The sequence below is a fragment of the Pannonibacter sp. genome (assembly GCF_051860505.1).
In the GTDB taxonomy this organism is placed as follows: domain Bacteria; phylum Pseudomonadota; class Alphaproteobacteria; order Rhizobiales; family Stappiaceae; genus Pannonibacter.
Genome location: NZ_JBHYDX010000012.1, coordinates 1 through 26,394 on the forward strand (window position 1 = coordinate 1; position 26,394 = coordinate 26,394).

Annotated in this window: 21 protein-coding genes and 1 tRNA gene; 9 read left to right on the plus strand and 13 right to left on the minus strand. The window is 65.3% G+C overall.

Going from position 1 to position 26,394, the window contains the following annotated elements; all coding sequences use genetic code 11:
- Positions 1 to 230: 230 nt before the first annotated feature.
- From grpE to ACTIFE_RS10075, 9 genes are all read right to left on the minus strand, one after another.
- Positions 231 to 827, minus strand: a complete 597-nt coding sequence (gene grpE, locus ACTIFE_RS10035; RefSeq protein ID WP_439529016.1) for a nucleotide exchange factor GrpE — start codon at positions 825 to 827, stop codon at positions 231 to 233.
- Between the two features lie 189 nt (positions 828 to 1,016).
- Positions 1,017 to 1,337: a thioredoxin gene (trxA, locus tag ACTIFE_RS10040; protein ID WP_106752638.1), complete on the minus strand. Its 321-nt coding sequence runs from the start codon at positions 1,335 to 1,337 to the stop codon at positions 1,017 to 1,019.
- An 81-nt stretch (positions 1,338 to 1,418) separates the two neighbouring features.
- Positions 1,419 to 4,940 (minus strand): double-strand break repair helicase AddA, encoded by a 3,522-nt coding sequence (gene addA, locus ACTIFE_RS10045; protein ID WP_439529017.1) that lies wholly within the window; start codon positions 4,938 to 4,940, stop codon positions 1,419 to 1,421.
- Positions 4,937 to 8,086 carry a double-strand break repair protein AddB gene (gene addB / locus ACTIFE_RS10050; protein WP_439529018.1) on the minus strand — a complete coding sequence of 1,050 codons (3,150 nt, stop codon included), beginning with the start codon at positions 8,084 to 8,086 and terminating at the stop codon, positions 4,937 to 4,939. Before addB ends, addA begins: the two co-directional genes overlap by 4 nt.
- Entirely contained in the window at positions 8,086 to 8,820 is a 735-nt protein-coding gene (locus ACTIFE_RS10055) for a nucleotidyltransferase family protein (protein WP_439529019.1), read from the minus strand. The genes addB and ACTIFE_RS10055 overlap by 1 nt, the downstream gene beginning before the upstream one ends.
- Before the next feature lie 164 nt (positions 8,821 to 8,984).
- The gene (gene tsaE / locus ACTIFE_RS10060) at positions 8,985 to 10,532 is read right to left on the minus strand and encodes a tRNA (adenosine(37)-N6)-threonylcarbamoyltransferase complex ATPase subunit type 1 TsaE (RefSeq protein WP_439529020.1); all 1,548 of its coding nucleotides are present in this window, start codon (positions 10,530 to 10,532) and stop codon (positions 8,985 to 8,987) included.
- 8 nt (positions 10,533 to 10,540) lie between these two features.
- Positions 10,541 to 12,970 carry an ATP-binding protein gene (locus ACTIFE_RS10065; protein ID WP_439529021.1) on the minus strand — a complete coding sequence of 810 codons (2,430 nt, stop codon included), beginning with the start codon at positions 12,968 to 12,970 and terminating at the stop codon, positions 10,541 to 10,543.
- A gap of 325 nt (positions 12,971 to 13,295) precedes the next feature.
- Positions 13,296 to 14,684 (minus strand): adenosylhomocysteinase, encoded by a 1,389-nt coding sequence (ahcY, locus tag ACTIFE_RS10070; RefSeq protein WP_439529022.1) that lies wholly within the window; start codon positions 14,682 to 14,684, stop codon positions 13,296 to 13,298.
- A gap of 251 nt (positions 14,685 to 14,935) precedes the next feature.
- Positions 14,936 to 15,325, minus strand: a complete 390-nt coding sequence (locus ACTIFE_RS10075; protein ID WP_439529023.1) for a YybH family protein — start codon at positions 15,323 to 15,325, stop codon at positions 14,936 to 14,938.
- Positions 15,326 to 15,484: 159 nt separating this feature from the next.
- Between ACTIFE_RS10075 and ACTIFE_RS10080 the strand changes: the two genes are divergently transcribed.
- The gene (locus ACTIFE_RS10080; protein WP_439529024.1) at positions 15,485 to 16,174 is read left to right on the plus strand and encodes a helix-turn-helix transcriptional regulator; all 690 of its coding nucleotides are present in this window, start codon (positions 15,485 to 15,487) and stop codon (positions 16,172 to 16,174) included.
- A gap of 129 nt (positions 16,175 to 16,303) precedes the next feature.
- Here ACTIFE_RS10080 and ACTIFE_RS10085 read toward each other — a convergent pair.
- Positions 16,304 to 16,390: transfer RNA gene (locus ACTIFE_RS10085), tRNA-Leu, on the minus strand.
- Positions 16,391 to 16,564: 174 nt separating this feature from the next.
- Here ACTIFE_RS10085 and ACTIFE_RS10090 point away from each other — a divergent pair.
- On the plus strand, positions 16,565 to 17,539 hold the full coding sequence (locus ACTIFE_RS10090) for a complex I NDUFA9 subunit family protein (RefSeq protein WP_439529025.1): 975 nt from the start codon (positions 16,565 to 16,567) through the stop codon (positions 17,537 to 17,539).
- A gap of 75 nt (positions 17,540 to 17,614) precedes the next feature.
- Here the strand turns inward: ACTIFE_RS10090 and ACTIFE_RS10095 are convergent, their stop codons facing one another.
- The gene (locus tag ACTIFE_RS10095; RefSeq protein WP_439529026.1) at positions 17,615 to 17,866 is read right to left on the minus strand and encodes a DUF1127 domain-containing protein; all 252 of its coding nucleotides are present in this window, start codon (positions 17,864 to 17,866) and stop codon (positions 17,615 to 17,617) included.
- Between the two features lie 148 nt (positions 17,867 to 18,014).
- Here ACTIFE_RS10095 and ACTIFE_RS10100 point away from each other — a divergent pair, with 148 nt between their 5' ends.
- Entirely contained in the window at positions 18,015 to 19,028 is a 1,014-nt protein-coding gene (locus ACTIFE_RS10100; RefSeq protein WP_439529027.1) for a helix-turn-helix transcriptional regulator, read from the plus strand.
- A gap of 35 nt (positions 19,029 to 19,063) precedes the next feature.
- On the opposite strand, the gene ACTIFE_RS10105 is transcribed toward ACTIFE_RS10100, so the two are convergent.
- The gene (locus ACTIFE_RS10105) at positions 19,064 to 19,345 is read right to left on the minus strand and encodes a LuxR C-terminal-related transcriptional regulator (protein WP_439529028.1); all 282 of its coding nucleotides are present in this window, start codon (positions 19,343 to 19,345) and stop codon (positions 19,064 to 19,066) included.
- 160 nt (positions 19,346 to 19,505) lie between these two features.
- Between ACTIFE_RS10105 and ACTIFE_RS10110 the strand changes: the two genes are divergently transcribed.
- A complete protein-coding gene (locus ACTIFE_RS10110; protein ID WP_439529029.1) occupies positions 19,506 to 20,942 on the plus strand; it encodes a helix-turn-helix domain-containing protein in 1,437 nt (478 codons plus the stop codon).
- A gap of 20 nt (positions 20,943 to 20,962) precedes the next feature.
- On the opposite strand, the gene ACTIFE_RS10115 is transcribed toward ACTIFE_RS10110, so the two are convergent.
- On the minus strand, positions 20,963 to 21,670 hold the full coding sequence (locus ACTIFE_RS10115) for a GntR family transcriptional regulator (protein WP_439529030.1): 708 nt from the start codon (positions 21,668 to 21,670) through the stop codon (positions 20,963 to 20,965).
- A 104-nt stretch (positions 21,671 to 21,774) separates the two neighbouring features.
- On the opposite strand from ACTIFE_RS10115, the gene uxaC reads away from it, so the two are divergent.
- The 5 genes from uxaC (at position 21,775) to ACTIFE_RS10140 (ending at position 26,389) form a co-directional block, all read left to right on the plus strand.
- Positions 21,775 to 23,181: a glucuronate isomerase gene (uxaC, locus tag ACTIFE_RS10120; RefSeq protein ID WP_439529031.1), complete on the plus strand. Its 1,407-nt coding sequence runs from the start codon at positions 21,775 to 21,777 to the stop codon at positions 23,179 to 23,181.
- A 27-nt stretch (positions 23,182 to 23,208) separates the two neighbouring features.
- Positions 23,209 to 24,189, plus strand: a complete 981-nt coding sequence (locus ACTIFE_RS10125) for a TRAP transporter substrate-binding protein (RefSeq protein ID WP_439529032.1) — start codon at positions 23,209 to 23,211, stop codon at positions 24,187 to 24,189.
- A 68-nt stretch (positions 24,190 to 24,257) separates the two neighbouring features.
- Positions 24,258 to 24,770, plus strand: a complete 513-nt coding sequence (locus ACTIFE_RS10130) for a TRAP transporter small permease (protein WP_439529033.1) — start codon at positions 24,258 to 24,260, stop codon at positions 24,768 to 24,770.
- A 1-nt stretch (position 24,771) separates the two neighbouring features.
- Positions 24,772 to 26,052: a TRAP transporter large permease gene (locus ACTIFE_RS10135; protein ID WP_439529034.1), complete on the plus strand. Its 1,281-nt coding sequence runs from the start codon at positions 24,772 to 24,774 to the stop codon at positions 26,050 to 26,052.
- Between the two features lie 7 nt (positions 26,053 to 26,059).
- Positions 26,060 to 26,389 carry a cupin domain-containing protein gene (locus tag ACTIFE_RS10140; RefSeq protein WP_439529035.1) on the plus strand — a complete coding sequence of 110 codons (330 nt, stop codon included), beginning with the start codon at positions 26,060 to 26,062 and terminating at the stop codon, positions 26,387 to 26,389.
- Positions 26,390 to 26,394 lie beyond the last annotated feature (5 nt).

A 26,394-nucleotide genomic window follows, 5' to 3' on the forward strand; every position in this document is an offset into this window, starting at 1 on the left:
CTGTTTCGATGCAAAACAGGGAATCACGGATCAACACCAAAGGGAATCCCGAATCTGGTCAGATACGACACGCTCTAATGTTCCTGACCAGGCTGACTTCCGACGCCTTGAGATTCAACGGCCTCCCATGCCCCCCACCCCTTACCCCTCCCCACGAGGGGGAGGGGAGTGGAGAGGTCTCGACATGGCCGCAAAGGGCTTGCGTCCCGGCACCAAAGCCGGGCAGCCGATCAGGCGGTGGTGTCGACGCTGGCGTCCTGGGCCGGGGCGTCCTTCGGGCCGCCCTTGGCAACGCCGACGAGGGCCGGGCGCAGCACGCGGTCAGCGATGGCGTAGCCAGCCTGTACCACCTGGACGACGGTGTTGTTCGGCACGTTCGGGTTCGGCACCTCGAACATGGCCTGATGGAAGTTCGGGTCGAACTTCTGGCCCATCGGATCGAGCTTCTTGACGCCGTGCTTGTCGAGCTGGTTCAAGAACTCGCGCTCGGTCATTTCCACGCCTTCGATCAGCGCGATCAGGCCGGCATCGGCGCTGTCACGCGCATCACCCGGCAGCGCTTCGAGCGCGCGGCGCAGGTTGTCGGAGACGGTCAGCACGTCGCGGGCAAAGCCTGCTACGGCGTACTGGCGGATGTCCTTGATTTCCTTTTCGGTGCGGCGGCGCAGGTTTTCCATTTCCGCCATCACGCGCAGGGCGCGATCCTTGAGTTCGGCGTTCTCGGCCCGGAGCGCCTCGACGGGATCAAGGCCAGCCTCGTTGCCCGCGCCGGTGTCGGCAGCGGTGGCAGCATCATCCGCCGGGGGAGTGTTGGTCTCGTCGGTCATCATTCAAAATCCCTGAGTTTCGGGAACACATGCAAAGGCCGGTTCGCCGCAGGCCAGCCGGGCATCGGGGCAGTGCGATCACGCAGCTTGACCCTTGCGGCTTGCCCGGGGCTGGAACCGGCCCTTGGTGGTCTTTACCTCGCCCGGTGCTGTCTGCCAACCGGCAGATGCATGGGGCAGCGCTTCAGATCAAAGCGCGTTCTTGATCCAGTCGGCCAGCTTGCCCTTCGGAGCTGCGCCCACCTGGGTGGCCATCGGCTCGCCGTTCTTGAACAGGATCAGCATCGGGATGGAGCGAACGCCATATTTCATGGCCATCGCCTGGTTTTCGTCGATGTTGATCTTGGCGATCTTCACCTGGCCGGCCATCTCCTCGGAGATTTCCTCGAGCGCGGGAGCGATCATCTTGCACGGACCGCACCATTCCGCCCAGAAGTCGACAACGACGGGCTCGGAAGAGTTCAGGACGTCCGCGTCAAAGCTGGCGTCGGTCACTTTGCTGGTTGCCATGACAGTCACTTTCACGTGCGGGCGACGGGGAGACTCGCCCTTGTTGCGTTGTTTGGAACGTAGGTAGGCCGAAGCCGTCCGTCAAGTCAGGGAGGCCGTGCTCTTGAGCCGCATCAGGATTGCGTCCAATGCAGTATTGTCCACCGGCATCAGTCGCGGCACGGATGTCCAAAGCAGCGCCGCCTCGACATCATGCCTCGGATAGATCTCAAGGAGCAATGCCCGGTAGACGGCAAGCTGGGCAAGATAGTCGGGCGGAATGCCTGTGGCATCCTCCGGCACATGCCGGTTGGTCTTGTAGTCGAGGATCAGCACCCGCTCTGCCGTGACCACCAGCCGGTCGATCTGTCCGGTGACCTGCACGGTGATGCCGTCCGCTGCCACAAGCTGCCCGGTGATCGGCACTTCGGCGAGGCCCCCTTCCGCAAATAGCTCGGCGAACGCAGGATCCTCGACAATGCGCAGGACCTCTGACGTGAGTTCGTCGGCCCGGTTGGCAAAGCGGGGGGCAAGGCCGGAGGCGATGAGCCGCCCGGCAGCGGCAGCGCGCTCGCCGGCCGGCAAATCCGGCAGGGTTTCCAAAAGGCGATGCAGCAGACGGCCACGCTCCAGCGGCCAGGCCTCCGGCTGACGCCGTGCTTCCAGCACCGATAGGCCCGGCGTCGCCTCGATGCCTTCCTTCATCTCCATGGCCTCGAAGACGCGAGAGGGCTGCAGCCGTGGCATCCGCTTCGGGCTCTCGACAGGTCGCAGGAGCCAGTCGGGCAGAGGCGAGGGAGCGGGGGCGGTGGCAACCGTCGTCGCATGCGGCCGGGCGACGGGCGCGGCGTCGGCTGCCGTTCCGGGCTTGCGCCAGTCCCAGGCGATCACCTGACCGTCCGGGCCCTTGCGCTCGACGGCCTCCGGCTTCAGCGCGCTGGCGATCAGCTGATACCAGCAGCCGTCCTTTGGGCCTTTCTTCGGCGCCCAGCCGCAGACGATCAGCCGGTCCTCGGCGCGGGTCATGGCGACATACAAGAGCCGCCTGTATTCCTCTTCCGCTCCCTGCCGGGCGTTGGCAATTGCGTCGTCCTGCCAGGCCATCCGCTCGTCCTTCGGCGGCAGCCAGACGAGGGCGGGCGGCGTCAGCGGATCGCGCCCACGCGGAAAGGGCAGGAAACTCGGGTCATGGATGGCGCTGGCCGGTGCGCTGCCTGGATCGACCAAAATGACGATCGGCGCTTCCAGTCCCTTCGACCCATGCACCGTCATGATGCGCACGAGGCCGCTGGCGTTGGTCAGCTCGCGCTTGATCTCGGTTGGCGCGGCGGCGAGCCAGGCGAGAAAGCCTTCCAGCCCCGGAATGCCGGTCTGCTCGTAGCCCATGGCCAGCGCAAGGAACTCGTCCAGCACGTCATCCACCTCCGCCCCCATGCGGGCGCGGAAGGCCCGGCGACCGCCATCGACCGACAGGAGGCGGGCGTAGAACTCGAAGGGCGGCATGAAGTCCGCCCGCGCGCGCCAGGTCTCGAGCTGCCGCCGCACGGCCTCCCAGGCGGCATCCTGATCGGCCCGCTTCAGCAGCGCCTGCCACAGGGTCCCCGCACGCAGGCGCTCCGGGGTCTCGCGGGCGAGCGTCAGCAGCGCGTCGTCGTCCAGGCCGAACAGGGGGCTCTTCAGCACGGCGGCCAGCGACAGGTCGTCCTCGGGAAGCAAGATGAAGCGGCCGAGCGCGACCAGGTCCATGACGGCGATGTGCTCGGTCAGCACCAGCCGGTCGCTGCCGGCGGCCGGCACGCCGAGCCGCTTCATTTCGCGGTTCAACGCCTCGACGAAGGGCCCGCGCTTGCGCACCAGCACCATGACGTCACCCGGCCCGGCGGTGCCCTCGTCCATCCACTGGCGCAGCGTTTCGGCAATCCGCCGGGCAACGCGCAGCATCGGCGAGCCGGCACCGAGATGGTCGACCGGAAGCGTCCAGTCATCCGGCTCCTCGGTGTCCAGCTCTTCCTCCAGCGGCCAAATCTCGATGAGGCCCGGATCGCGGCGGATCGCCTCGTGCACCGGCGCCTTCAGGTCCTGCGACAGGCCGGCATGGGCCTCCGGCGCCTCGAACACCTTGTCGACGGCGCGGAGGACATCCGGCGTGGAGCGGAAGGAAAGCTGCAGCTCGACAGGGTGGAACGGCTGCTGCGCCTCACTTGCCCGCTTGTCGAAATAGCGCCGCATCTCGTCGAAATAGGCTGGCACTGCGCCCTGGAACGAGTAGATCGACTGTTTCTCGTCGCCCACGGCAAAGATGGTGCGCGGGCCGCGTCGGGCGCCGACGCCGGCAAAGAACTCCTCGGCCAGCGCCGTCACCACCTGCCACTGGCGCGGGCTGGTGTCCTGCGCCTCGTCGACGAGGATGTGGTCGAGTCCCTGGTCCAGCTTGTACTGCACCCACTGGGCCGCATCGGAGTTGGAGAGGAGATTGGCGGTGCGGACCACCAGATCCTCGAAGTCGAGCATCCCCCGCCGCGCCTTGCCCGCCTCGTAGTCGGCAATGACGCCATCGGCAAGCCGCAGGATGGCAGCCGTCACCTCGAAGGCCCTGAGCGCGCGGCGCCGGTCGAGGAGGACCATGAGCCGTTCCTGTTCGGCCTGCATCTGCTCCAGCACGTCCGGGAATCGGTCGGCCACCTTCTTGGTGGCGAGGCTCTTCGTCGGGGTCAGTTTCTGGGTGAAGAACACCGAGAGCCAGGCCGCCTCGAAGCTCGCCTGGCCCGGACTGCCCGGCTTCAGCGTCGCAGCGGCGGCCACCAGCTTGTCGGCAGCCTTGAGGTCGTTGGCCGAGCCGTAGCGCAGGGCCTCGGCCACGGCAAGGGGATCGCGGATCAGCCGAGCGTTGCGCATCTCGTCGGCGATCGCGGCTTCGCTCTCTCCAACAGGGATGCCGAAGCTCTGGCGCAATTCGGTGAGCGCCAGCTCCAGGTCGCCCGCGTCGACCAGCCAGCGCGCCAGCGCGTCGCGCCGGGCAATCGCGTCTGCCATCAGTTCCTCGACGGTGCTGTCGCCCATCTGCGTGATCAGCAGGCTCAGCGACTGGCCAAGGGCGCTGTCCGGCGTCGTCTCGGCGGCATGCAGGACGCGCGCGCGCGCTTCCGCCATCAGTTCGGCGGCGAGCCGGTCGTCGAGCACCGAGAAATGCCCGGCGACATTGGCCTCCAGCGGAAACTGGTGCAGCAAGGCCTCGCAGAAGGCGTGGATGGTCTGGATCCTCAGGCCGCCCGGGGTCTCCAGCGCCTTGGCGAAGAGCCGGCGGGCCGTGGCGAGCCGCGCGGCCGAGGGGGCCGTGCCGTCGATGTCGGTGAGCGCTGAGGAAAGTGCGGCATCATCAAGCCCGACCCACTCGCCTAGCAGGCGGAACACGCGGGTCGCCATTTCCGCGGCAGCCGCCTTGGTGAAGGTGAGGCAGAGGATGCGCGAGGGGTCGGTGCCGCCCAGCAGCAGCCGCACGACGCGGCGGGACAGGACGAAGGTCTTGCCGGAGCCAGCGTTGGCGCTCACCCAGGCGGAGGCGCCGGGCCGCGAGGCAAGGTCCTGGCGCTGGCGGGTGGCGAGCGGGATCTGCGGCTTGCTCATTCGCCCTCTCCTCCGCCAATCGCCCATTCCTTGACACGGGCCAGATGGTCGTAGGGCCCGTTCATGTCGCGTTCCTTTTCCACACGCGCGCGGGACAGATAGCCCTTCGCTTCATCCTGATAGGCGGCGATGAGGGCTTCCAGCCGCCGCCACGAAGCTTCCGCCAGTTCGCCGACGCTCATGTCCTTCGGCGTGCGTCCCTGTTCGCTCAAGGCCTCGCGCGCGCCTTTCAGCTGCAGGTAAAGCAGCTCGGACACGGGCCGCTCGGAGGGAATGCCGGCGAAGCCGCCACGGGCGATCATCGCCACTTCCAGCGGCAGCTGCGGCGACAGGAGCGCATCGACCTGCTTCTGGCTCGGTGCCTGGCCGGTCTTGTAGTCGATGACCGACAGGGTGCCGTCGGTCAGGAGATCGATGCGGTCGGCGCGGCCCGTCAGCCGGAAGTCCGCACCCGGCAGCACCAGCTCCGCCCCGCCGCCGATCTCGACGAAGCGGTTGGAGACACGGGGGTCGCGCGCACGCTCCCAGGCGACGAAACCTTCGGCGATGCGCAGGAAGCGTGGCCACCACAGCGCCCGCACGGCCGGGAAGGCATCCAGCGGCGCAAACACCTCCTCGCCAATTTCCGTCAGGCGGGCGACGGCGGTGTGATCGAAGGGGCCATCCCAGTCGGCGAGAAAACGCGCCAGCGCGTCGTGGATGATCGTGCCCTTGTCTGCCGCCCCCGGTGCACCGCCAACCGGATCGACCGGCTCGAGACCCAGCACGCGGCGGGCGAAGATGGCGTAAGGGTCACGCACCAGCCGCTCGATCTCCGTCACCGACAGCTGGCGCGGCCGGGCGGGCAGCGGCGGCTTCGGGTCGGGTCGGGGCGCAGGGGTCACCGGTCCGTCCGGGCGGTCGAGACGGGTGGTGAGGTCCAGCCAGCGGCGGCCGCGCGCGGCCATCTCCGCCTCTGCCTGCGGTCCGGCCAGGGTCAGCAGCCTTTGCAGCCAGCGCGAGGTTACTGTTGGCGCGCCATCGGCACGGGCCGCGCGGGACAGGATCACGCGCCGCGCGCCCAGCCCTTGCACGAAGTCATGCGCGCCGGCGCCGATGCGGCGTTCCGGCGGTTCCAGCCCGAGGTCGCGCTTCATCGGCCGGTTCAGCCAGGGATCGTTGCGGGTGCGCTGCGGCCAGACGCCCTCGTTGAGGCCGCCAAGGATGACCAGATCCGGCCGCTGCAGACGCGCTTCCATCGGCCCGAGGATCTGGATGCGCGGATCGCCCGGTAGCCGGCGGCGCACGGCTGTGCCCGCAATCAACGCCGAGAACACGGAGGGCCACTCGCGCGCCGGCACGGCAAGCCCGGCGCGGCCCGATTCCATCAGGCCGGCGAGGGCGAGGGCCAGCGCGTCGCCGGTCTCGCCGCGATAGAGTTCCGCCTCGCTGCCCGTCTCGTCGCCGGCGATGGCCTTCAGCACCTCGGCATGGGCGCTGGCCAGCTCGACAACGGGCACGGGTTCCACCTGCCCGGCCAGGCGCTCCAGCGGCTCAAGGGCAGTGCGCAGGCGGGCGACGAGATCCTCCACGGCGGTCCAGTCCGCCTCGACCAGCTTCTTCCAGCGCGGCACATGCGCGCCCTCGGATGCCAGACGCGCGGCGGCGATGGCTTCGACCAGCCCCCCGGAGCCCAGGCGCGGCAAGGGACCGCGCAGGACGCCGCGTTCCAGCGAACGGGCCGCGGCGCGGATTTCCTTTGCCGGCAAACCAAGACGGGCAAGCGGGTGTTTCAGGAGCGCCAGGAGATCCAGCGGCACGCAGCCTTCCAGTGCCAGCCGGGCGGCGAGCATGGCGAGCACGGCGGGCGGCGTTTGGTCGAGCGGTCGCCCGGCGCTGTCGTCCACGGTGATCGACCAGCGGCCCAGCTCCTCGGCGACACGGCGGGCGAGCAGGCGGTCGGGCGAGACGAGGGCAGCCGTCTCGCCGCGCTCCAGCGCCTCGCGCAGGGCAATGGCGACAGCCAGCGCCTCTTCGGCCTCGTTGCGGGCGGTGAGCAGTTCCACTTCGGCCAGCGCCTCCGCCCGCTCTTCGGGCGAGACGCGGGCAAGATAGCCGGTCCAGCGGTCGGTGGTGGCAGCCGGGCGCAGGGCCTCGCTGACGAGGCGCGCGCGGGCGACAAGCCGGGGGCTTTCCGGCGGGCAGAGCGCCAGCACGTCGCGGCGCAGCACCTTCAGCCGGTCGAGCAGCAGCTTCAGGCCATATTGCGGATGGCCGCTGACGCTGCCTTCGGTAAAGGCGGGGGCGGGATGTTTCGCGCTGAGGCGCGGCTGCGGCGCGTCGCCGAGCGCCTCCCACGAGGCGTCATCCATGTCGAGATCGAGCCCCGGCAGGACGATGGCCCCGCGCGGCAGGTCGGCGACGGCGGCGAGCAGCTCGGCCGTGGCCGGAACCGATCCTGTGGAGCCGGCGACGATGACCGGGCCCTGTGGGGGCGACTGGTGCAACCGCGCGGCCTCGCGGCGGATGAGCGCAGAGCGGCGTGCCTTCGGGTCCATCGCGCCGCATTCCTCGAGATAGGCCGGCCAGGCCTTGCGCACGATGTCGAGGAATTCCAGCGTCACCTGCCAGTAGCGGGCGTGGTCATCCGGCACCAGGCGGGAGAGGTCGGACCAGTCCGCTTCCTCCGTCTCCAGCTCGTCCATCAGCGTGATGAGATCTCCCGCCAGCCAGGCGGCGTCGGCGGCGGAGGCCGGCAGGCCAAGCGGTTCGTCGGCGGAAAGCCGCAGTACCTCACGCCGCAGGGCCGCCTTCCAGCTCATCACCAGCCGGGTCATGGCGAGACGGCGTTCCAGCAGCGGCAGCTCAGGCGGCAGTGCCTCGCCATCGGCCACCGCCTCCAGCACCTGCGCTTCCTCGTCGACATCACCGAGCGGGCGGATGCGTGGCAACAGCACCGGACGGCCGCCGAAGATTTCCTGCACGAGCGCCGGCAGATTGCGCGCCGCGCGCCGTGTCGGCAGGTAGAGCGTGACGGTGGACAGGAGCAGCGGATCGTCCAGCGGCCGGAAGCCCTCGATCAGCCGGCCTTCGGCCAGCGCCACGATCAACTCGCGGGAGAAATCCGCAGAGGCCGGGATGGTGAAGATCCGCCGCGCCGCCGGCATCAGTCGGCGCTTTCGCGGACGGCGGCCTCGGCGGCGGCAATGTCCTTCGGCGTGCCGACGTGCAGCCAGATGCCTTCCATCAGGACGCCATGCAGGCGGCCTTCGGCAATGGCCCGGTCAAACAGCAGGTTGAGCGAGAACTTGCCCTCCGGCGCGCCGTCAAACAGGCGTGGCGAGAAGATCGCGGCCCCGGCATAGGCAAAGGGCGTGACATAACGTTCCGGGCGACGGGTGAGACGGCCTTCCGTGTCCATCAGAAAGTCGCCGCGCCCCTCATAGCCGACCGAATTGATCAGATCGGAAATGAGCAGCAAGCCGTCCATGCGCTCGGGATCGAAGGCGTCGATCATGTGCTCGAGATTGGGCTTCACGCCCTCGATCCAGTAGGCCGTGTCGGCGTTGAGCAGGAAGAAGGGGTCATTGCCAAGCAACGGCAGGGCCTTGACCACGCCGCCGCCCGTCTCCAGCACACTGTCGCGTTCGTCGGAGATGATGATTTCCATGTCCTGACGCCGCCGGGCATGCACCTCGACGAGGTCGGCGAGGTAATGCACGTTGACGACGCAGCGCTTCACGCCCGCAGCTGCCAGCTTGTCCATCCCGTGGTCGATCAGCGCCTTGCCGTTCACCTCGATCAGCGGCTTCGGCGTCGTCGCCGTGATCGGTCGCATGCGCTTGCCGAGACCGGCGGCGAGGATCATGGCGGTGTGGGGGCGGAACGGGCGGGCAGACATGACAGGAACCTGACTGGAGTGCGAACGACGGTTCGCCAGAAAGTAAGAAAAGGGCAGCATGGTCTCAAGCCATGCTGCCCTAGCTGTGACTGCTTCGCGGAGGGAGTGCAAGTGCGCCGCGCAGCGGCAGACGGTTGCAGCTGTCGCCGGGTCTTATCGCCGTGTCAGCCGCCGATCCGCTTGTGGAACCAGTGGTTCAGGTCGGCCAGCACCGGATGGGCCAGCGCCCGGTCGAGATAGCCGGCCATGCGTGGCAGATGCGCCATGTAGCCCGGCTTGCCCTCGCGCAGGTTCAGGCGGATGAACAGGCCGAGAATTTTTGCAACGCGCTGGGCGGCCGTCACCGCATAAGCGGCATGGAAGGGTTCGGGATCGAACCGCGTGTCGACCGTGCGGCGCGCGGTGACATAAAGGTCGACCAGATACCGTTCCAGCTCGTGTGGCATGTCGACACGGGCATCGAGCGCCAGCGACGACACGTCATAGGCCAGCGGACCGATGACACAGTCCTGATAGTCGATGAGGCCGAGCCGGTCGATGCCGTGCCGCTGCTCGCGCCAGATGATGTTGGGCGAATGATAGTCGCGCAGCACCCAGCCGGTTTCCGCATGCGCGATGTCATCCAGCGCCTTGTGCCAGAGCGCGTGATACTCCTCGCGGACATCGGCGGGAACAAAGTCCGGCGACACCGGAACACCGGCACGCCAGGGCACGTACCAGTCGAGGAACAGGTCCGCTTCCGTCAAAAGGGCACGGCGGGAATAAGCCGGGATCGTGTAGCTGCCGCCTCCGGGCAAAGGCAGCGTCTCGGACCAGGGCGCACTCGCGTGCATGTCGGCGAGCAGCAGGGCTGCAGCCTCGTAGCGCTCCGGGATCGGCGCGTGGTCGTGCACCATGGTATCGGTGCCCAGGTCTTCCAGCACGATGAGGCAGCGGTCTTCATCGGCGGCAAGGATCTCGGGGGCGGCATAGCCGCGTCGGCGCAGTTCCGTCGTCAGGGCGAGAAACGGCGCGATGGTGCGGGCGCGGTGGACGATCTCGCCATAGCTCGGCGTTTCACCAGGTGCAGCCAGCGTGTAGAGCGGCGGTGCATTCATGACGATGGCGCTGGCGCCGTCGTAATGCAGCCGTTCATAGGTGCGGGCGGCAGCATCACCAATCAGGTAGCGGCGGGAGGCCTGGCCCCAGCCGGCCGCATGCATCAGGCTGCGGATGGCGATGGTGCGCTCGAGCCTTGCGCCCCAGCGGGCGGCCGTCCCGGCCTCGTCGGCCGAAAACACCACATGCCGGCCGTCGTCGTCGTGGCCGGCGCTGAACGTCAGGAACAGGGCACCGGAAGGCAGCAGGTGCCCGGCCTTTTCCGGCCACTCGACCAGAGCGGCGCCGGAGGCCACCAGTTCATCGAGCCCGAGTTCAAGCAGCTCTTCCGGATCTTCCAGCCGGTAGAGATCGAGATGCGACACGCTCAGGCGCGGCAGGTCATAGGTCTGCACCAGCGTGAAGGTCGGGCTTGGAACCTCCAGCGCGCTGTTGGCTGCAAAGGCGCGCAGCAGGGCACGGGCGAAGGTCGACTTGCCGGCTCCGAGGTTCCCGGACAGGGCGATCAGATCACCGGCGGAGAGGAGGGCGGCCAGATCTTCCGCGAGCCGGATAGTCGCGGCTTCATTGACGAGATCGAGGCTGAAAAGCTCGGTGGCGGAAACAGGCGCCATGAAAGTCCTTATTCGGCGGCAACGCGGCCGCTTGCTTCCGGCCGGGCCGGGAAGATGCAGGTGACCGTGGTTCCGGCGCCTTCGCGGGATTCGATCTCCACTTCCCCGCCATGCAGCTCGACGAAGCTCTTGACGATGGAAAGGCCGAGACCGGCTCCGCGCCTGCGGGCCCCGGAATCATGGCCGACAAAACGGTTGAACACCGCCTCTATCATGTCCTGCGGAATACCGCAGCCGCGATCCTTCACCGTGAACACGATGCTGCTGCCGCGCCGGCCGCAGGTGATGTCGACCACGCCGCCTTCCTCGGAATAGCGCACAGCATTGGCAATCAGGTTGAACAGCACCTGGCGCAGCCGGCGCTCATCCGCCAGCATTGTGCCAATGTCGTCCGGCACATGGGTGCGCAGGGTGATGTTGGCTTCCGCCAGCCGGTCCTTGAGGCCTTCGACGGCTTCGGAAACGGTGCGCCCTACATCCACTTCGCTGAGATCCAGCTCCATGATGCCGGCGTCGATGGTGGCCAGATCCAAAATGTCGTTGATGATGGCAAGCAGCGCCGAGGAGGACGACAGGATATAGTCGGCATATTCCGACTGCTTGTCGGACAGATCGCCGAATTTCGGGTCGGACAGAAGCTGGGCAAAGCCGATGATGTTGGTCAGCGGCGAGCGCAGCTCATAGGACACGTGCTGGATAAAGGCGTTCTTGAGGCCATCAGCCTGTTGCAGCGCCTCGTTCTTGTCCACGAGGGCGCGCTCGACGTTGACGCTGTCGGTAACGTTAACGAAGGTCACCAGCGTTCCGCCATCCGGCAGGGGCACGGTGGCATAGTCGAGGACCATGCCGTCGCGCCGCTCCATGCGGCCGGCAAGATGCGTCCGGCTGTCCATCAGACCGGTGACAGAACCGGCCAGCTGCCGCCAGGCCTCGGCCTCGTTGGACGTGGCCGCGCAGTTGTCGACCACTTCGTTGACATGCGGCAGGGTGGCAAGGTTCTCTTCCGGCAGATGCCAGATCCGGCCAAAGGCCGGGTTCCACAGCCGCAGGCGACCATCGGAGCCGAACACGGCGACGGCTTCAGACAGGTTGTCCAGCGTTTCGCCCTGGACCCGGATCAGCGCGTTGTAGCGGCTTTCCAGGTCGAGCCGTTCGGTGACGTTTTCATAGATATAGGTGACACCGCCTTGCGGATGCGGGTTGGCGATGACGCGCAGCGTGCGGCCGTCCGGCAGGTGCCACCAGAATTCGCGCGCCGCCAGCGACTGGTAGCTCTCCAGCATCTTGGTGCGCCAGACGCGGTAATCCGCCTGTTCCGGCAGCTTGCGGCCGGCGCGCAGCGTGTCGAGAACGGTTCCGTCTTCCGGGTTCGCATCGAGAAAGGCCGGGTCGAGATCCCACAGCGCACGGAAGGCTGCGTTGTAGAACTGAAGCTTCCGGTCCGCGCCATAGATGGCAACCGCCGTCGCAAGCTGATCCAGCGTGCGCCCGTGGAACTCCTCGGTGCGCAGCAGTTCCTTGCGCGTCCGATCAAGTTCCGACACGTCGATGGCCAGCGCAGCGCCGCCCTGCAGGTTGCGCACATCGGTGACTTCGAAGATCCGGCGCTCGCCGGCTGCCACGATGGGCATGCGGGCGGAAAAAGCGCCGTCTGCCTGGCGGTCGCGGCGGATCGCTTCGCGCGCGGCAGCATCCAGGAAGTCGATGTTGCCCTCGACGGCTCGCGCCGGGTCGGCAGCATCCACGGCGTGGGCATAGGCGGAATTGGCCCAGGTGATCCGGCCCTCGCTGTTGCTCTGCCAGGCCGGGGCCGGCATCGCTTCCAGTAGGGCCCGCAGCGTTGCCAGCTCGCCAGCCAGGCGTGCGTTGAGCGCGCCGAGTTCGGCTTGCGCCTGCCGGTCGCCGGTCAGGTCACTGAGGCGCAGAACGGCCGAGGCACCCGCCGTGCGGCCTACCGCCTCGACAAAGGTCTGTTCGCGGGTCTCAAGGGTCAGGGAAAAGCTTTCGCCGGCTGAGCGCAGGCGCAGAAGATGGTCCTCGAGCTGCTCGGCCGATTTCGGTTCGAGCCAGCTGCCAAAGGCAAGCAGTTGTGCCGGCGCGCGCGGAACGCCGGAGCTCTCCGGCAGCACGCCCCACACGCCAGGGCGTGTGCCGATGCGGGTGCCATGGCTTTCACCGGCGTCGGTCCAGGCGATGATGCGCTGGCCGTCGGTATCGAGCATGGATTCGAGGCGGTCGACAGTGAGGCGCAGGTCCAGCATCTCTGCCGACATTCCCGCGATCTTTTCGGCAGATATCCGGCGGTTGCGGACATAGGCGAGCGAGGCCGTGATGGCAAAGACGCAGGCGCCGCCAAGTGCGGCCAGCCAGACCATCTGCGCCGGTGCAACGACAGCGGCCTCCGCCGCCGCCAGTGCGTCGCCGCCACTGGCCAGCATGGCCAGGATGCTGACGCCGGAAAGGGATATCCTTTTCAGAATCCGCTTCCGTCGCCCTGCGCTGATGCGCAAGCGTGACACGCCGACTGCCGGCATTTCGTGATCCTCATTCGCCGCCTGTAAGTCCGGCCGGAGGCCGGAGTCCTCAAGGAAATGCCTCGTTTCCCCTGATTCGTCCTGACCATACCGCGTTCGAGAATCACGCTAAAGAGTCTGTTGCTGAAAAGTTAACAGGCCCCGCTTTGGGGCGGGGCCTGTGTATCGTGCTTTTCCGCAGGGTAAGACTGCGGATCCTTACCATATGTAGTGTCTGGCTAGTGCCAAATCAGTACTTGTAGTGTTCCGACTTGAACGGACCGGCCTTCGCAATCCCCAGGTATTGGGCCTGATCGTCGGACAGTTCGGTTAACGTGACGCCGAGCTTGTCGAGATGCAGGCGCGCAACCTTCTCGTCGAGGTGCTTCGGCAGGACGTAGACCTCGTTTTGGTACTGGTCGCCGCGGGTGAAGAGTTCGATCTGGGCCAGCACCTGGTTGGTGAAGCTCGCCGACATGACGAAGCTCGGGTGGCCGGTGGCATTGCCGAGGTTCACGAGGCGGCCCTGCGACAGGAGGATCATCCGCTTGCCATCCGGGAACACGACCATGTCGACCTGGTCCTTGACCGGACGCCACTGGAAGTTCTTCAGCGCAGCAACCTGGATCTCGTTGTCGAAGTGGCCGATGTTGCAGACGATGGCCATGTCCTTCATCGCCCGCATGTGGTCGAGGGTGATGATGTCCTTGTTGCCGGTGGCGGTGACGAAGATGTCGGCGGTGCCGGCAACCTGGTCGAGGGTCTTGACGTCAAAGCCGTCCATCGCGGCCTGCAGGGCGCAGATCGGGTCGATTTCGGTGACGATGACGCGGGCGCCGGAGCCGGCGAGCGACTGGGCCGAGCCCTTGCCGACGTCGCCGTAGCCGCAGACCACGGCGACCTTGCCCGACATCATCACGTCGGTGCCGCGGCGGATGCCGTCGACGAGCGATTCGCGGCAGCCATAGCGGTTGTCGAACTTGGACTTGGTGACGCTGTCGTTGACGTTGATCGCCGGGAACGGCAGCTGGCCCTTCTTCTGCATCTCATAAAGACGCATCACGCCGGTGGTGGTCTCTTCCGTCACGCCCTGGATGAGGTCGCGCTGCTTGGTGAACCAGCCCGGGTTCTTGGCCATGCGCTTCTTGATCTGGGCGAAGAGGTATTCCTCTTCTTCCGACTTCGGGTTCTCGATCAGGCTGGTCTCGCCGGCTTCAACGCGGGCGCCGATCAGGATGTAGAGGGTGGCATCGCCGCCGTCATCGAGGATCATGTTGGCACCTTCCGGGAAGTCGAAGATGCGGTCGGCGTAGTCCCAGTATTCTTCCAGCGTCTCGCCCTTGGTGGCGAACACCGGGATGCCGGCAGCGGCAATCGCGGCAGCGGCCTGGTCCTGGGTCGAGAAGATGTTGCACGAGGCCCAGCGGACGTCGGCGCCAAGGGCGACCAGGGTCTCGATCAGAACAGCCGTCTGGATCGTCATGTGCAACGAACCGGCGATGCGGGCGCCCTTCAGCGGCTTGGAAGCGCCAAATTCAGTGCGGCAGGCCATCAGCCCCGGCATCTCGGTTTCGGCGATCTCGATCTCGGTGCGGCCCCAGTCGGCGAGCTTGATGTCCTTGACGATATAGTCGGTCATGAAAATGTCCTGTGTCTGACGGGCCGGTGGCCCGGCGCGGGGCGGAAAACGCATCTGGCCACAAGGCGCGCCAGCCGCGATCCGGCCGGTCCCCCTGCAGCAACCGCCGCCCTTATACCCCGCGCCGCCCGCCCCTGCAATTCAGATATAAAGCTTTCTTTATATCCCGTTCGAAAAGCTGGGAACGGGGTAAAGGAAGGATGGACAGGACGCCGCTTCGCCGGGTGCGGGAGCGCACCCGGCGATAGCCGTCAGTTCGCCTGGTGCATCACCGTATCTCCGAAAGGATGGTCAAGAACCATTTTCCATGTCCCGTCCGGCTGCTTGCGCAGAACGGCGACAGACAGTGCCGTTGTGCGTCCACCCGGACCAGGGGCTGTCCATTGCATCAGATGGAGGGCGATGTCACCGGCGACAACCACCTCGTGGCCGCCGTAGGAGAAGGCGACACCCGCATCAACAAACTGACGGAACATGGCTGCCAGTTCTGCTGTGCCTGTCGCCACAGTACCGCTCTGCGCCGCCCCCGGTGCCGGGACGACGACGGCGTCTGGCTCATAGGTGGACAGGATCCCAGGAACATCGCCCCTTGCGAAGGCGTCTGTCATGCGGGTGATGGTTTCGTGAATGTCTTCTGTCATGCGGGTGGCTCCGGTGTCTGCATGAAGGGAAGCAGGGGTCAGGCCGAAAAGGACTGCCATCGCCGCTGCCGCGCAGTGCTTGCGCATTTGAACCTCCGTTGTTGTCGGCCCGTCGTGTATCAAGGGAGGGAGTGACAGTTTCTGGCAGTGGCGGTTCGCATGCGCCTGTTCCGGCTCTTTTCGCTGATGGATCATTTTCGCTCGCGCCTGCGGCCGACAACGGCGCGGGAACTCGGGCAGCTCCTGGGCGTCTCGGTGCGCACGGTTTACCGGGACATCGCCGATCTGCAGGCGATGGGTGCCCCGATTCGTGGGGAGGGCGGCATCGGCTACGTAATGGAACGCGGCTATTTCAAGCCATCGCTGCGATTTGATACCGACGAACTTGAGGCAATTGCCCTCGGCATGCGGTTGGTGGCCGAGCGAGGCGGAGCCCATCTGGCTGAAGCAGCAGGACGTGTGTCGGCCAAGATCGCCTCGTCGATTGGCGAGGACGCCCGCGAGACGATGATTTCGACCCCGCTTGAAGCCGGGCCGAGTTCGCTCGTGTCTTCACCGGAAGAGCGGAACCGGCATGACAGGCTTCGTGTTGCCATTCGCGATCGACAGAGGCTGCGGATCGACTATGTCAGCCGAAGCGGACAGCCGTCCTCCCGCCTTGCCAGGCCGCTTGGACTGACCGCATTCGATGAAAGCTGGCTTCTCACAATCTGGTGTGAACGGGCTGAGGATTTCAGACATCTGCGCGTCGATCTCATCCGGTCGGCAGAGCCGACCGGCGAGACCTTCAGGCACGAAGCCGGCAAACGGTTTGCGGATGTCCTGCAGCGGGAGCGCGGGGTGCCATAAACCGTCGGACAAAGGCGCGCGCGGTGCGTGGACCAATCGTCAAGCAGCTGAAAAGAAAAGCCAAAACGAAAAAAGGTCCGGCGAACCGGACCTTTTTCATTCGGATCTGGTAGTGATCCGAAGCAGATTTGGTGCCCAGGAGAGGACTCGAACCTCCACGCCCTTTCGAGCGCTAGCACCTGAAGCTAGTGCGTCTACCAATTCCGCCACCTGGGCTGTGAGAGGGGCTTTTAAGGATGGCCCGGGGGGTTGTCAATCGGGCTTTTGAGGAAAAATGTGTTTGTGTACATCGTGCCTTCACACTGGGCTGGCAAAGGGCTAAGAACCCTCGGGTAGCCGCTGTGGGGCGGCATTCGGATTTCTCAAGCGACGCGACAGGGAGCGGCAGGCATGTCCAAGGCGCTCAACGGAAAACTCGTAACAGTGTTTGGCGGTTCGGGCTTCATCGGCCGCCATGTGGTTCAGGCGCTGGCGCGCCGTGGCTACCGGATCCGCGCGGCCGTGCGCCGGCCGGACCTGGCCGAGCACCTGCAGCCGCTCGGCGGCGTCGGGCAGATCATGCCCGTGCAGGCCAATCTGCGCTATCGCTGGTCGGTCGACCGGGCGGTTGAAGGCGCGGATGCGGTGGTCAACCTGGTCGGCATTCTGGCGGCTTCCGGCAAGCAAACCTTCGACGCAGTGCAGGCCTTTGGTCCGCGCGCCATCGCAGAAGCGGCCCGCGGCGCCGGGCTCTCCGCCATCACGCATCTCTCCGCCATCGGTGCGGATGCGGCTTCCGATGCGGACTATGCCCGCACCAAGGCCGCCGGCGAGGCGGCGGTGCTGGAAACGCTGCCGGACAGCGTGATCCTGCGGCCTTCCATTGTCTTTGGCCCGGAAGACCAGTTCTTCAACCGTTTTGCTGCCATGGCGCGGATGTCTCCAGCCCTGCCGCTGATCGGCGGCGGGATGACGAAGTTCCAGCCGGTCTATGTCTGTGATGTCGCCGAAGCCGTTGCCAAGGCTGTCGACGGTGAGCTGACGCCGGGCGCTGTGTATGAGCTGGGCGGCCCTGAAGTGAAGAGCTTCAAGGAGTGCATGGAACTGATGCTCGAGGTCATCCAGCGCCAGCGCCTGCTTTTGCCGATACCTTTCGGGATTGCAGGCCTTCAGGCCGGCATTCTGGAACGGCTGCCGGGCAAGCTGCTGACCACCGATCAGGTCCGCATGCTCAAGGTGGACAATGTCGTCTCCGCAGAGGCTGAGCAGGCCGGCCGCACGCTGGCAGGCATGGGCATCAACCCGTCCTCGCTGGCAGCCGTGCTGCCGACCTATCTCGACCGGTTCCGCGAGCGCGGTCAGTACGACGCGCACCGCCTCGCCTGAGGCAGTGCTCCGACGGAGCTGCGCCCACTTGCGAACAGGATCACAGCCCGGACCGGCTGTGATCCTGTTTTTGTTTTACCGCTTCAGTGTCCTGTGGCGTTGCAAGGGCTCCGCACCGGTTCGGTCGACCTGCCACCCGCCGTCGTCGCCGCGCATCAGGCCGATGTCCTTCAGCATGCGTGCATCCAGCGCCGACAGTTCGCGCTGTGCCCGGCGGATTTCACCGTGTCGCCGGATGCTGCCGATGATCAGCTGAATAAGCGTGCGGAAGCCGGATGGGTGTCCCGGTGTAGCCTGGGCCTGGGCTGCGTCCTGTCCTGCGTGCATTGTGTTTCTCCTGTCCGGCGGGTGATCCGCCTTGAGGAGACACTGACAGGTCAATCCTGACAGCTGCGAGTCAGCTTTGATCTTGTTTTGTTCCTAGCGTATAGATTTTTTTCGAATCGTCCCAAGGCCTCAAGAACAAGCCGGATCCATGAACCCGATCGACCGCGCGCTTGGCATCCTTTTGGTGTTGTCCGCCGGCAAGCTGGTGAGTGCCACCACCTTGTCCGAACGCTTCACCGTGTCCTTGCGTACCATTTACCGGGATGTCGACCGGCTGATTGCCCTCGGCGTGCCCGTCGAGGCCGAGCGGGGGGCGGAGGGCGGCTATCGGCTCGCCGGCGGCTATCACCAGCCGCCCGTTGCCCTGACCCGCAAGGAGACGGCGGCGCTGCTCGTCGCCCTGGCCTTTGTTCGCGGCATCCGCGCGACGCCTCTGGCGAGCGAACTGGAGACGGCGGAGAGCAAGCTGATTTCCGCCTTGCCGAAAAGCGCCAAGGATCTGTTGTCCCGGGCCGAGCGCATCATCGGCATTGAGCCCATGGCGGTGGATGTGTTTCATCACGCAACCCAGGCGCCGCCGGTGGGCGAATGGCAGGCGGCGCTGGACGGGTTCATGGAAGGGATCCTGGCCGGCTGCCGTGTCCGCTTCGAACATCGCAATCCGGCGCGGGACGAGATCCGCGAACACGAAGTCGAGCCCTATGGCATCCTGTTTGACCGCAATCTCTGGTATCTTGCCGGCCGTTCTGTCGATGCCGATGACCTGCGCATCTATCGGGCGGACCGGCTGCGCAATCTGACGGTCACCGGCCTGCGCTTTCGCGCGCCAAAGGAGTTCTCGGTCGAATCCCTGCTCGGCGGCGCCTGGCTGTCCCGCGCCATGCGGCGCTGGGCGCAGGAGGACGGCCTTGCAGAGCTCCGCGTGACTGCAGAACAGGCCCGGCGCCTGTCGCAGGACTGGTTTTATCGCCACGCGCTGTTCACGCCGGATGGCACTGGGGCCGTCCGGGTGCGGCTGGCAGATACGTCCGCCGAACGGCTCTATCCGTTGCTGCGCTGGTTGGGGCCTGGGGCCGAACTGATCGCGCCTGAGGCGCTGCGCGCCGGACTGGCCGCCGAGTTGGCGGCAATGGCCGCGGCACATGGAGGTGCCGCGCCATGAGTCATGCCGAGTTGCCTGGCCTGGACTGCTGTCACTCAGGCAAAAGTCTCGGCGCGGATCAGCATGGCGACCGCGTGGATGCGGTTGCGGGCCTTCATCCGGCGCACGGCCGCTGCGATATGGGTCTTCACGGTGGCGACGGAGATGTCGAGGCGATGGGCGATCTGCTTGTTGATCATGCCCTCGGCCAGCATGCGCATCACGTCCTTCTGCCGGTCGGTCAGCAGCGACACCCGCTCCTCCGCCTGAATGACGCCCGCCGGGCGAGCCGTGAATTCAGCCGCGCGATGCCAGTTCTCAGAAACGGTATCCAGCATGTCTCTCTCCCGCCAATGGCTCACTTGCCTTCACCCCGGATTTGCGTGTGGTCACGTCCGGTTCACAAGACCCTAGCCGTTTTGACGGGTTGTAGCGATATGCAAAGAAGTGATATGTTAAATTGCAAATTCTTCGCAATTTGAGGGGGCGCGAATAGGCATGGCCAAGAAACTCTTTGCCGGGCATGTGCTGCGCAAGCTGCGCGAGCGCGCGGGGCTGACACAAGTCGCCTTCGCCAGCCGGCTGGATCTGTCGCCCTCCTATGTCAACCAGCTCGAAAGCAACATTCGTCCGGTCTCGGCCTCGGTTCTGATTGCCGTCAGCCGCGAATTCGGCGCTGATCTTGCCAGTTTCGAGGCCAGCGACCTTGACCGGCTCGTCGCCGATCTCGGCGAGGCTTTTGCCGATACCCGTTTCCACGATGGCAGCGTCGGCCTGCAGGACCTGAAAAGCGTTGCCACCCATACGCCGGATTTCGCCCGCGCCGTGCTTGGCCTATATGGCGGGCTGCGGCGCATGAGCGAGCAGCAGGCGTCCTTTGACGATGCCCTGGATTCGCAAGGGGAAGCGGCTGGACGGGGGCCGCGCATGGTGCCGCCCTTCGATGAGGTGCGCGATCACTTCCACTACATCGACAACTATGTCGACGCCCTGGATGTCAGCGCGGAAACCCTCGCCGACCGCCTCGGTCTTGCCTGGCATCCGGACCGGTTCGCCGTCCTCGCCGGCTTCCTGCTCGAGACGCATGGCGTGCGGGTGGATGTGGCCGAGCGCACCCGGCCGGATGGCCCGATCACCGCCTTCAACCCGCGCAGCAAAACGGTGACGCTGGACCGGGCGCTGCCACGGGCGGCGATGGAGTTCCAGCTTGGGTGCCTGATCGCGGACCTGACTGCCGACCCGCTGATTTCCGGGCATGTGTCAAAGGCTGGGTTCCGCAGCCAGGCCGCGCGCGACATCTGCCGTCTGGCCCTGCGCAACTATTTTTCAGGCGCGTTGCTGCTGCCTTATGGCGGCTTCCTGGCGCTGGCCAAGTCCTACCGCCATGATCTCGACCGGCTGATGGTGACGACCGGGGCCAGTCTCGAGCAGATCTGTCATCGGCTCTCGACGCTCCAGCGCAGCGGCGAAAAGGGCGTGCCATTCTATTTTCTGAAAGTTGACCGCGCAGGCAATGTGATCAAGCGGCACAGCGCGACGCGGTTCCAGTTTGCCCGTTACGGTGGGGCCTGTCCGGTCTGGAACGTGCATGAGGCGTTCGAAAATCGCGACGGGCGGCTGCAGGCGCAGGTCGGCGAGATGCCTGACGGCAGCCAGTATCTCTGCCTCGCCCGCTCCATCTCAAAGCCGGCCGCCCGGTTCGGCGAGCGCGAGCGGCGCTATGCGCTGGGGCTGGGGTGTGAGCTGAAATACGCCGACATGATCATCTATGCAGACGAGCTCGGCCTGACCGACCGGGTCAATCCCGCGCGCATCGGCATCAACTGCCGGATCTGTCCGCGCAGCGATTGTCAGGACCGCGCCTTCCCGGCGCTCGACAAGGAACTCCTCGTCGATCAGCGTGCCCGAGGCATCGTTCCTTTTTCACTGCGGTGAGGTGACTGCGGCCAGGCCGTTCAGTCTTCCACCGGCTCCTGTGCAAAATATTGCATGTGCTCGGCGCGGATGCGGATGATCTGGGTGCGAATGCGCGCCAGATGCGTGCGCATGTCGCTCACGGCCAGCTCGGCGTTGCGGGTGCGGATCGCATCCATGACCTTGCAATGATCCTCGAACGCTTCATTCGAGGCAAAGGCGAGGGACAGGTAGCGCACCCTGTCCATATGCGCCTTGTTCTCGCGGATGATCTCCCAGGCATGACCATGCCCGGACCGCTCGCAGATCTCCCGATGGAACTGGTCATCCAGCGCCTGGAAGTCGAGCGGACGTCCCTCCTGGATCGCCTTGCGTTGCAGGTCGAGCAACCCGTCCAGCACGGCGTGGTCCGCAGACGTCAGCTTGCTGCAGGCAATACGCACGGTCTCGGCCTCGATGGCCGTCCGGATGAACTGGGCCTGCAACACGGCGCTTTCCGAGATCACCGAGACACAGGTCGCCCGTTGCGGGCGAATGGTGAGGAAGCCGAGCTTGGACAGGCGATAGAAAGCATCTCTGACTGGCTGGCGCGAGACGCCGGAAGCCTTTGAAACATCCACCTCGGAAATCTTCGTGCCCGGCGGCAGTTCAAGCGACAGGATCTGCCGGTGCAGCGCATCAAAAACGGCATCGGCGACCGACGGCCGGTTCAGGGCCTCGATGGCCCGAAGTTGCACTGATCCTGACATCCGTACCTCCGTTGACTCGCTTTGCATACTAGCATATTAGTTTTGTTGCCGACTACCAAGCAGTCAAAGAACCGCAATAGTCGGCCTCAGGGAGGAGAACAAGAGTGACGATACCGGATCCGGACCGACTTTTCCCGCTGGACTTGGAAGCCCGGTCCCTGGCGCGTGATCTGTATGCCGACATCCAGAGCCTTCCGATCGTCAGTCCGCATGGCCATACGGACCCGCGCTGGTTCGCTGAAAACGCCGCCTTTCCGGATCCGGCGCAGCTCTTCGTCACCCCGGATCATTATGTCTTCCGGATGCTGTGCTCGCAGGGTATCCCCCTGGAAAAGCTCGGTGTTCCACGCGTCGATGGTGGCTGGATCGAAACCAATGGGCGCAGCATCTGGCGCTTGTTCGCGCAGAATTATCATGTGTTTCGCGGCACGCCGTCCCGTCTCTGGCTCGATCATGCCTTTGCCGATGTGTTTGGTGTCACCCGCCGCCTAAGCGCAGAAACGGCGGACGAGATCTACGACCAGATCGCCGACTGCCTTGTCCGGCCTGAGTTCCGTCCGCGTGCGTTGTTCGACCGTTTCAACATCGAGGTGCTGGCGACGACAGAAGGCGCGCTGGATGATCTGCGCTGGCATGCGATGATCCGTGACAGCGGCTGGATGGGCCGGGTGATCACTGCATACCGCCCTGATCAGGTCGTGGATCCGGAAATGCCCGGTTTTGCCGCGGCGGTTGAGCAACTCGGCGCCCTGGCGGGAACCCGGGCGACAAGCTGGGACGGCTATCTCGAGGCACACAGAACACGCAGGGCCTATTTCAAGCAGTTCGGCGCGACTTCGACGGACCACGGCCATCCCACCGCCCGCACTGAAAATCTGCCGCAGGCCGAAGCCGCCGCCCTGTTTGACAAGGCCATGCAAGGCCGTTGTACGGCTGGGGAGGCCGATGCCTTTCGTGGCCAGATGTTGACGGAAATGGCCCGCATGAGTCTCGATGATGGGCTGGTGATGCAGATCCATCCAGGCTCGGCACGCAATCACAACGCAGATGTGCTCGCCCGTTTCGGGCGAGACAAGGGCTTCGATATTCCAACACGCACCGACTACGTTCACGCCCTGCGCCCCCTGTTGGACGCCGTCGGGATGCGGGCTGATCTGACCGTCATCGTCTTTACATTGGACGAGACGGCGTACTCGCGGGAACTCGCTCCGCTTGCCGGTGTCTATCCGGCACTGCGGCTCGGCCCCGCCTGGTGGTTCTTCGACAGTCCGGAGGGGATGTCGCGGTACCGCCAGATGACCACGGAAACGGCCGGGTTCTACAACACAGTCGGCTTCAACGACGACACCCGGGCGTTCTGTTCGATCCCCGCCCGCCATGATGTGGCGCGGCGCGTGGATTGTGCCTTCCTAGCCGGTCTTGTCGCCTCCGGGCGGCTGGATGGCGACGAGGCGCGCGAGGTCGCACACGACCTTGCCTACCGGCTTGCGCGGCAAGCCTACCGGCTCTGACCGGTTTTACTGATGGGAGGAGAAACCATGACTTTTATGAAACTGGCGAAGGCAGCGCTCCTGGCGAGCGTGATGATGACCGGGTCGGCCATGGCCTGCGAGACCACCTTGCGGTCGTCCGACACCCACCCGGATGGCTATCCGACCGTCGAGGCGGTCAAGGCGATGGGCAAGTTGCTCGAGGAGCGGACCAACGGCCGGCTGTGCATCGAGGTGTTCCACTCCGCCCAGCTGGGGCAGGAGAAGGACACCATCGAGCAGACCAAGTTCGGTGTCATCGACATGAACCGCGTCTCGATGGGCCCGTTCAACAACCTGGTCGAGGAGACCAAGGTCGTTTCGCTACCCTTCATTTTCCGCTCGACCGAGCACATGCACAAGGTTATGGACGGCCCGATCGGTGAAGACATTCTCAAGGCCTTCGAAGAGCACGGTTATGTCGGCCTGGCCTTCTTCGATGGCGGATCGCGCAGCTTCTACAATTCAAAGAAGCCGATCACCTCGGTCGACGATCTCAAGGGCATGAAGGTCCGCGTCATGCAGTCCGACATCTTCGTCGACATGATGACGGCCCTTGGCGCCAATGCCACGCCGATGCCCTATGGCGAGGTCTATTCCTCGATCCAGACCGGTGTCATCGACGGGGCCGAGAACAATTGGCCCTCGTTTGAATCCTCAGGTCACTTCGAAGTCGCCAAATACTACACCCTGAACCAGCACCTGATGGTGCCGGAAGTCCTGGTGATGTCGAAGTCCAGCTGGGACAAGCTGTCGGCCGAAGATCAGGCGACGGTCCGTCAGGCAGCCAAGGATGCCGTTCCGCTGATGCGTGACCTGTGGGTCGCTCGTGAAAAGGCGTCAGAGGAAAAGGTCCGCGCCGCCGGTGCCCAGGTGATCACCGAGATCGACAAGCAACCGTTCATCGACGCGATGAAGCCGGTCTACGAGAAGCATGTCACCTCGGACAAGCTGAAGGATCTCGTTGCCCGGATCCAGGCCACCGAATGACCTGAGCCCGCATGCCCGCGCCGGGTCCCGGCGCGGGCTTTTTGTTTCGCTGTTGGTTTCAGGTCATCATGCACGCGCTTGCCCAGATTTGCGGGACGATCTCCCGCCTGGCCCTCTGGATCGCCGGAGTGGGCCTTTCCCTGATGACCGCGATCATCGCGGCGCAGGTGTTCTTTCGCTATGTGCTCAACGACAGCATTGTCTGGAGCGAGCCCTTTGCCGTTATCCTTATGGGATGGTTCATCTTTTTCGGTGCTGCTGTCGGCATCCGGGAGGGCTATCACCTCAGCTTCGACATCCTGCTCTACGTCGTGCCGCCGCGGGTCAAGCTTGCGCTGTTCAGCTTGTCTGACGCCTTGGTCGGGGCCTTCGGGGCAGGGATGGCGTGGTACGGGCTGGAGCTCTGCGTTTCTGCCTGGAACGTCAAGCTGCCTTCGCTCGGCCTCTCCGGGGCGGTCGACTTCATGCCGCTGGTTGGTGGCGGCGTGCTGATCTTCCTGTTCTCGGTTGAACGTCTGTTGCGCCGGGCCGCCGGCCTCCCCACCGCCCGCTTCGGCGAAGTTGACAGCGCGGAGGCGTGACATGGAGTTCTGGGTTCTTTTCGGGACGTTCGGCTTCCTGCTGCTGATCGGCATGCCGGTCGCCTTCTGCCTCGGCATCTCGTCCTTCGCCACCGTCGTCTATCTTGGCCTGCCGCCGATGATCGTGTTCCAGCGGCTGAATTCCGGCGTTTCGGTCTTTGCGCTGATGGCGATCCCGTTCTTCATCTTTGCCGGCGAATTGATGGTGCGCGGCGACATTGCGCGCCGTCTCGTGGCGCTTGCCGGAGCCGCCGTCGGGCACATGCGTGGCGGTCTCGGTCAGGTCAACATCGCAGCCTCCGTCATGTTCGGCGGCATCTCGGGTTCGGCGGCTGCCGATGCCTCCGCCATTGGCGGCCTGATGATCCCGCAGATGAAGGAGCGTGGCTACGGCGTGGACTATGCGGTCAACGTCACCGTGGTCTCCTCGATCATCGCGCTGCTGATCCCGCCATCGCACAACATGATCATCTACTCGATCTCAGCCGGCGGCCGCATTTCGATCGCCGACCTGTTCACCGCCGGCATCATCCCCGGCCTGCTGCTGGCGCTGTCGCTGATGTCCGCAGCCTGGTGGGTGGCAAAGCGCCGGGGTTATCCCACCGAAGCCTTTCCCGGCTGGGGGGCGGTCGGCTTCCTGTTCGCCAATGCCATTCCCGGCCTGATGCTGATCGGCATCATTTTCTTCGGCGTGCGCTCCGGTGTCTTCACCGCATCGGAAAGCTCTTGCATTGCTGCGGTCTATGCGCTGCTGGTCACCGTCCTGGCCTATCGCACGATGACCTGGGACAATTTTGTCGCCTCCACCATGGCGGCGGTCCGCACCACCGCGATGGTGCTGCTGGTGATCGGCTGCGCAGCCTCGTTTGGCTGGTTGATGGCCCTCCTGAAGGTTCCGGCCGAGATGGTCGCGCTGCTGCGCGGGATATCAGACAACCCCATCATCATCCTGCTGCTGATCAACGTCATTCTGCTGTTTCTCGGCACCTTCATGGACATGTCGCCGCTGATCGTCATCACGACGCCGATCTTCCTGCCGGTCGCGGCCGCCTATGGGGTCGATCCGGTGCATTTCGGCGTGATCCTGATCCTCAATCTGGGCATCGGCCTGTGTACGCCGCCCGTCGGCTCGGTGCTGTTCGTCGGCTGCGCCGTCGGGCGTATTACGGTCTGGGAGGCGGTGAAGACGATCTGGCCCTTCTATGGCGCGGCTTTCGCGGCGCTGTTGCTGGTGACCTACATCCCCGCCCTGTCCTTGTGGCTCCCCTCCCTGTTCCGATGAGGCCCCGATGCTGAAGAGCTTTCCCGTCGTTGCAACGGATCCTGGCGTGACACGCCAGGTGCTCTCCGAATGCCCGGAACTCATGGTCGTGGCGTTTCGCTTTGCCCATGCCGGCGCGGAGGGCAAGCTGCACAACCACCTGCACATCCAGTCGACCTACGTGGAAAGCGGCCGCTTCCGCTTTTCCGTAGCCGGGGAGGCCGTCGAGGTTGGCCCCGGTGACAGTTTCGTCATTCCGTCCCTCGCCATGCACGGCTGCGTCTGTCTCGCCCCTGGCACGCTGATCGACGCGTTCACGCCGCGCCGCGCCGACTTTCTTGACCCTTCCGACCTCTAGGACCC

Coding starts and splice junctions, on each gene's coding strand:
- grpE (WP_439529016.1), bottom strand. CDS start 827: ATGACCGACGAGACCAACACTCCCCCGGCGGATGATGCTGCCACCGCT.
- trxA (WP_106752638.1), bottom strand. CDS start 1,337: ATGGCAACCAGCAAAGTGACCGACGCCAGCTTTGACGCGGACGTCCTG.
- addA (WP_439529017.1), bottom strand. CDS start 4,940: ATGAGCAAGCCGCAGATCCCGCTCGCCACCCGCCAGCGCCAGGACCTT.
- addB (WP_439529018.1), bottom strand. CDS start 8,086: ATGCCGGCGGCGCGGCGGATCTTCACCATCCCGGCCTCTGCGGATTTC.
- ACTIFE_RS10055 (WP_439529019.1), bottom strand. CDS start 8,820: ATGTCTGCCCGCCCGTTCCGCCCCCACACCGCCATGATCCTCGCCGCC.
- tsaE (WP_439529020.1), bottom strand. CDS start 10,532: ATGGCGCCTGTTTCCGCCACCGAGCTTTTCAGCCTCGATCTCGTCAAT.
- ACTIFE_RS10065 (WP_439529021.1), bottom strand. CDS start 12,970: ATGCTGGCCAGTGGCGGCGACGCACTGGCGGCGGCGGAGGCCGCTGTC.
- ahcY (WP_439529022.1), bottom strand. CDS start 14,684: ATGACCGACTATATCGTCAAGGACATCAAGCTCGCCGACTGGGGCCGC.
- ACTIFE_RS10075 (WP_439529023.1), bottom strand. CDS start 15,325: ATGACAGAAGACATTCACGAAACCATCACCCGCATGACAGACGCCTTC.
- ACTIFE_RS10080 (WP_439529024.1), top strand. CDS start 15,485: ATGCGCCTGTTCCGGCTCTTTTCGCTGATGGATCATTTTCGCTCGCGC.
- ACTIFE_RS10090 (WP_439529025.1), top strand. CDS start 16,565: ATGTCCAAGGCGCTCAACGGAAAACTCGTAACAGTGTTTGGCGGTTCG.
- ACTIFE_RS10095 (WP_439529026.1), bottom strand. CDS start 17,866: ATGCACGCAGGACAGGACGCAGCCCAGGCCCAGGCTACACCGGGACAC.
- ACTIFE_RS10100 (WP_439529027.1), top strand. CDS start 18,015: ATGAACCCGATCGACCGCGCGCTTGGCATCCTTTTGGTGTTGTCCGCC.
- ACTIFE_RS10105 (WP_439529028.1), bottom strand. CDS start 19,345: ATGCTGGATACCGTTTCTGAGAACTGGCATCGCGCGGCTGAATTCACG.
- ACTIFE_RS10110 (WP_439529029.1), top strand. CDS start 19,506: ATGGCCAAGAAACTCTTTGCCGGGCATGTGCTGCGCAAGCTGCGCGAG.
- ACTIFE_RS10115 (WP_439529030.1), bottom strand. CDS start 21,670: ATGTCAGGATCAGTGCAACTTCGGGCCATCGAGGCCCTGAACCGGCCG.
- ACTIFE_RS10125 (WP_439529032.1), top strand. CDS start 23,209: ATGACTTTTATGAAACTGGCGAAGGCAGCGCTCCTGGCGAGCGTGATG.
- ACTIFE_RS10130 (WP_439529033.1), top strand. CDS start 24,258: ATGCACGCGCTTGCCCAGATTTGCGGGACGATCTCCCGCCTGGCCCTC.
- ACTIFE_RS10135 (WP_439529034.1), top strand. CDS start 24,772: ATGGAGTTCTGGGTTCTTTTCGGGACGTTCGGCTTCCTGCTGCTGATC.
- ACTIFE_RS10140 (WP_439529035.1), top strand. CDS start 26,060: ATGCTGAAGAGCTTTCCCGTCGTTGCAACGGATCCTGGCGTGACACGC.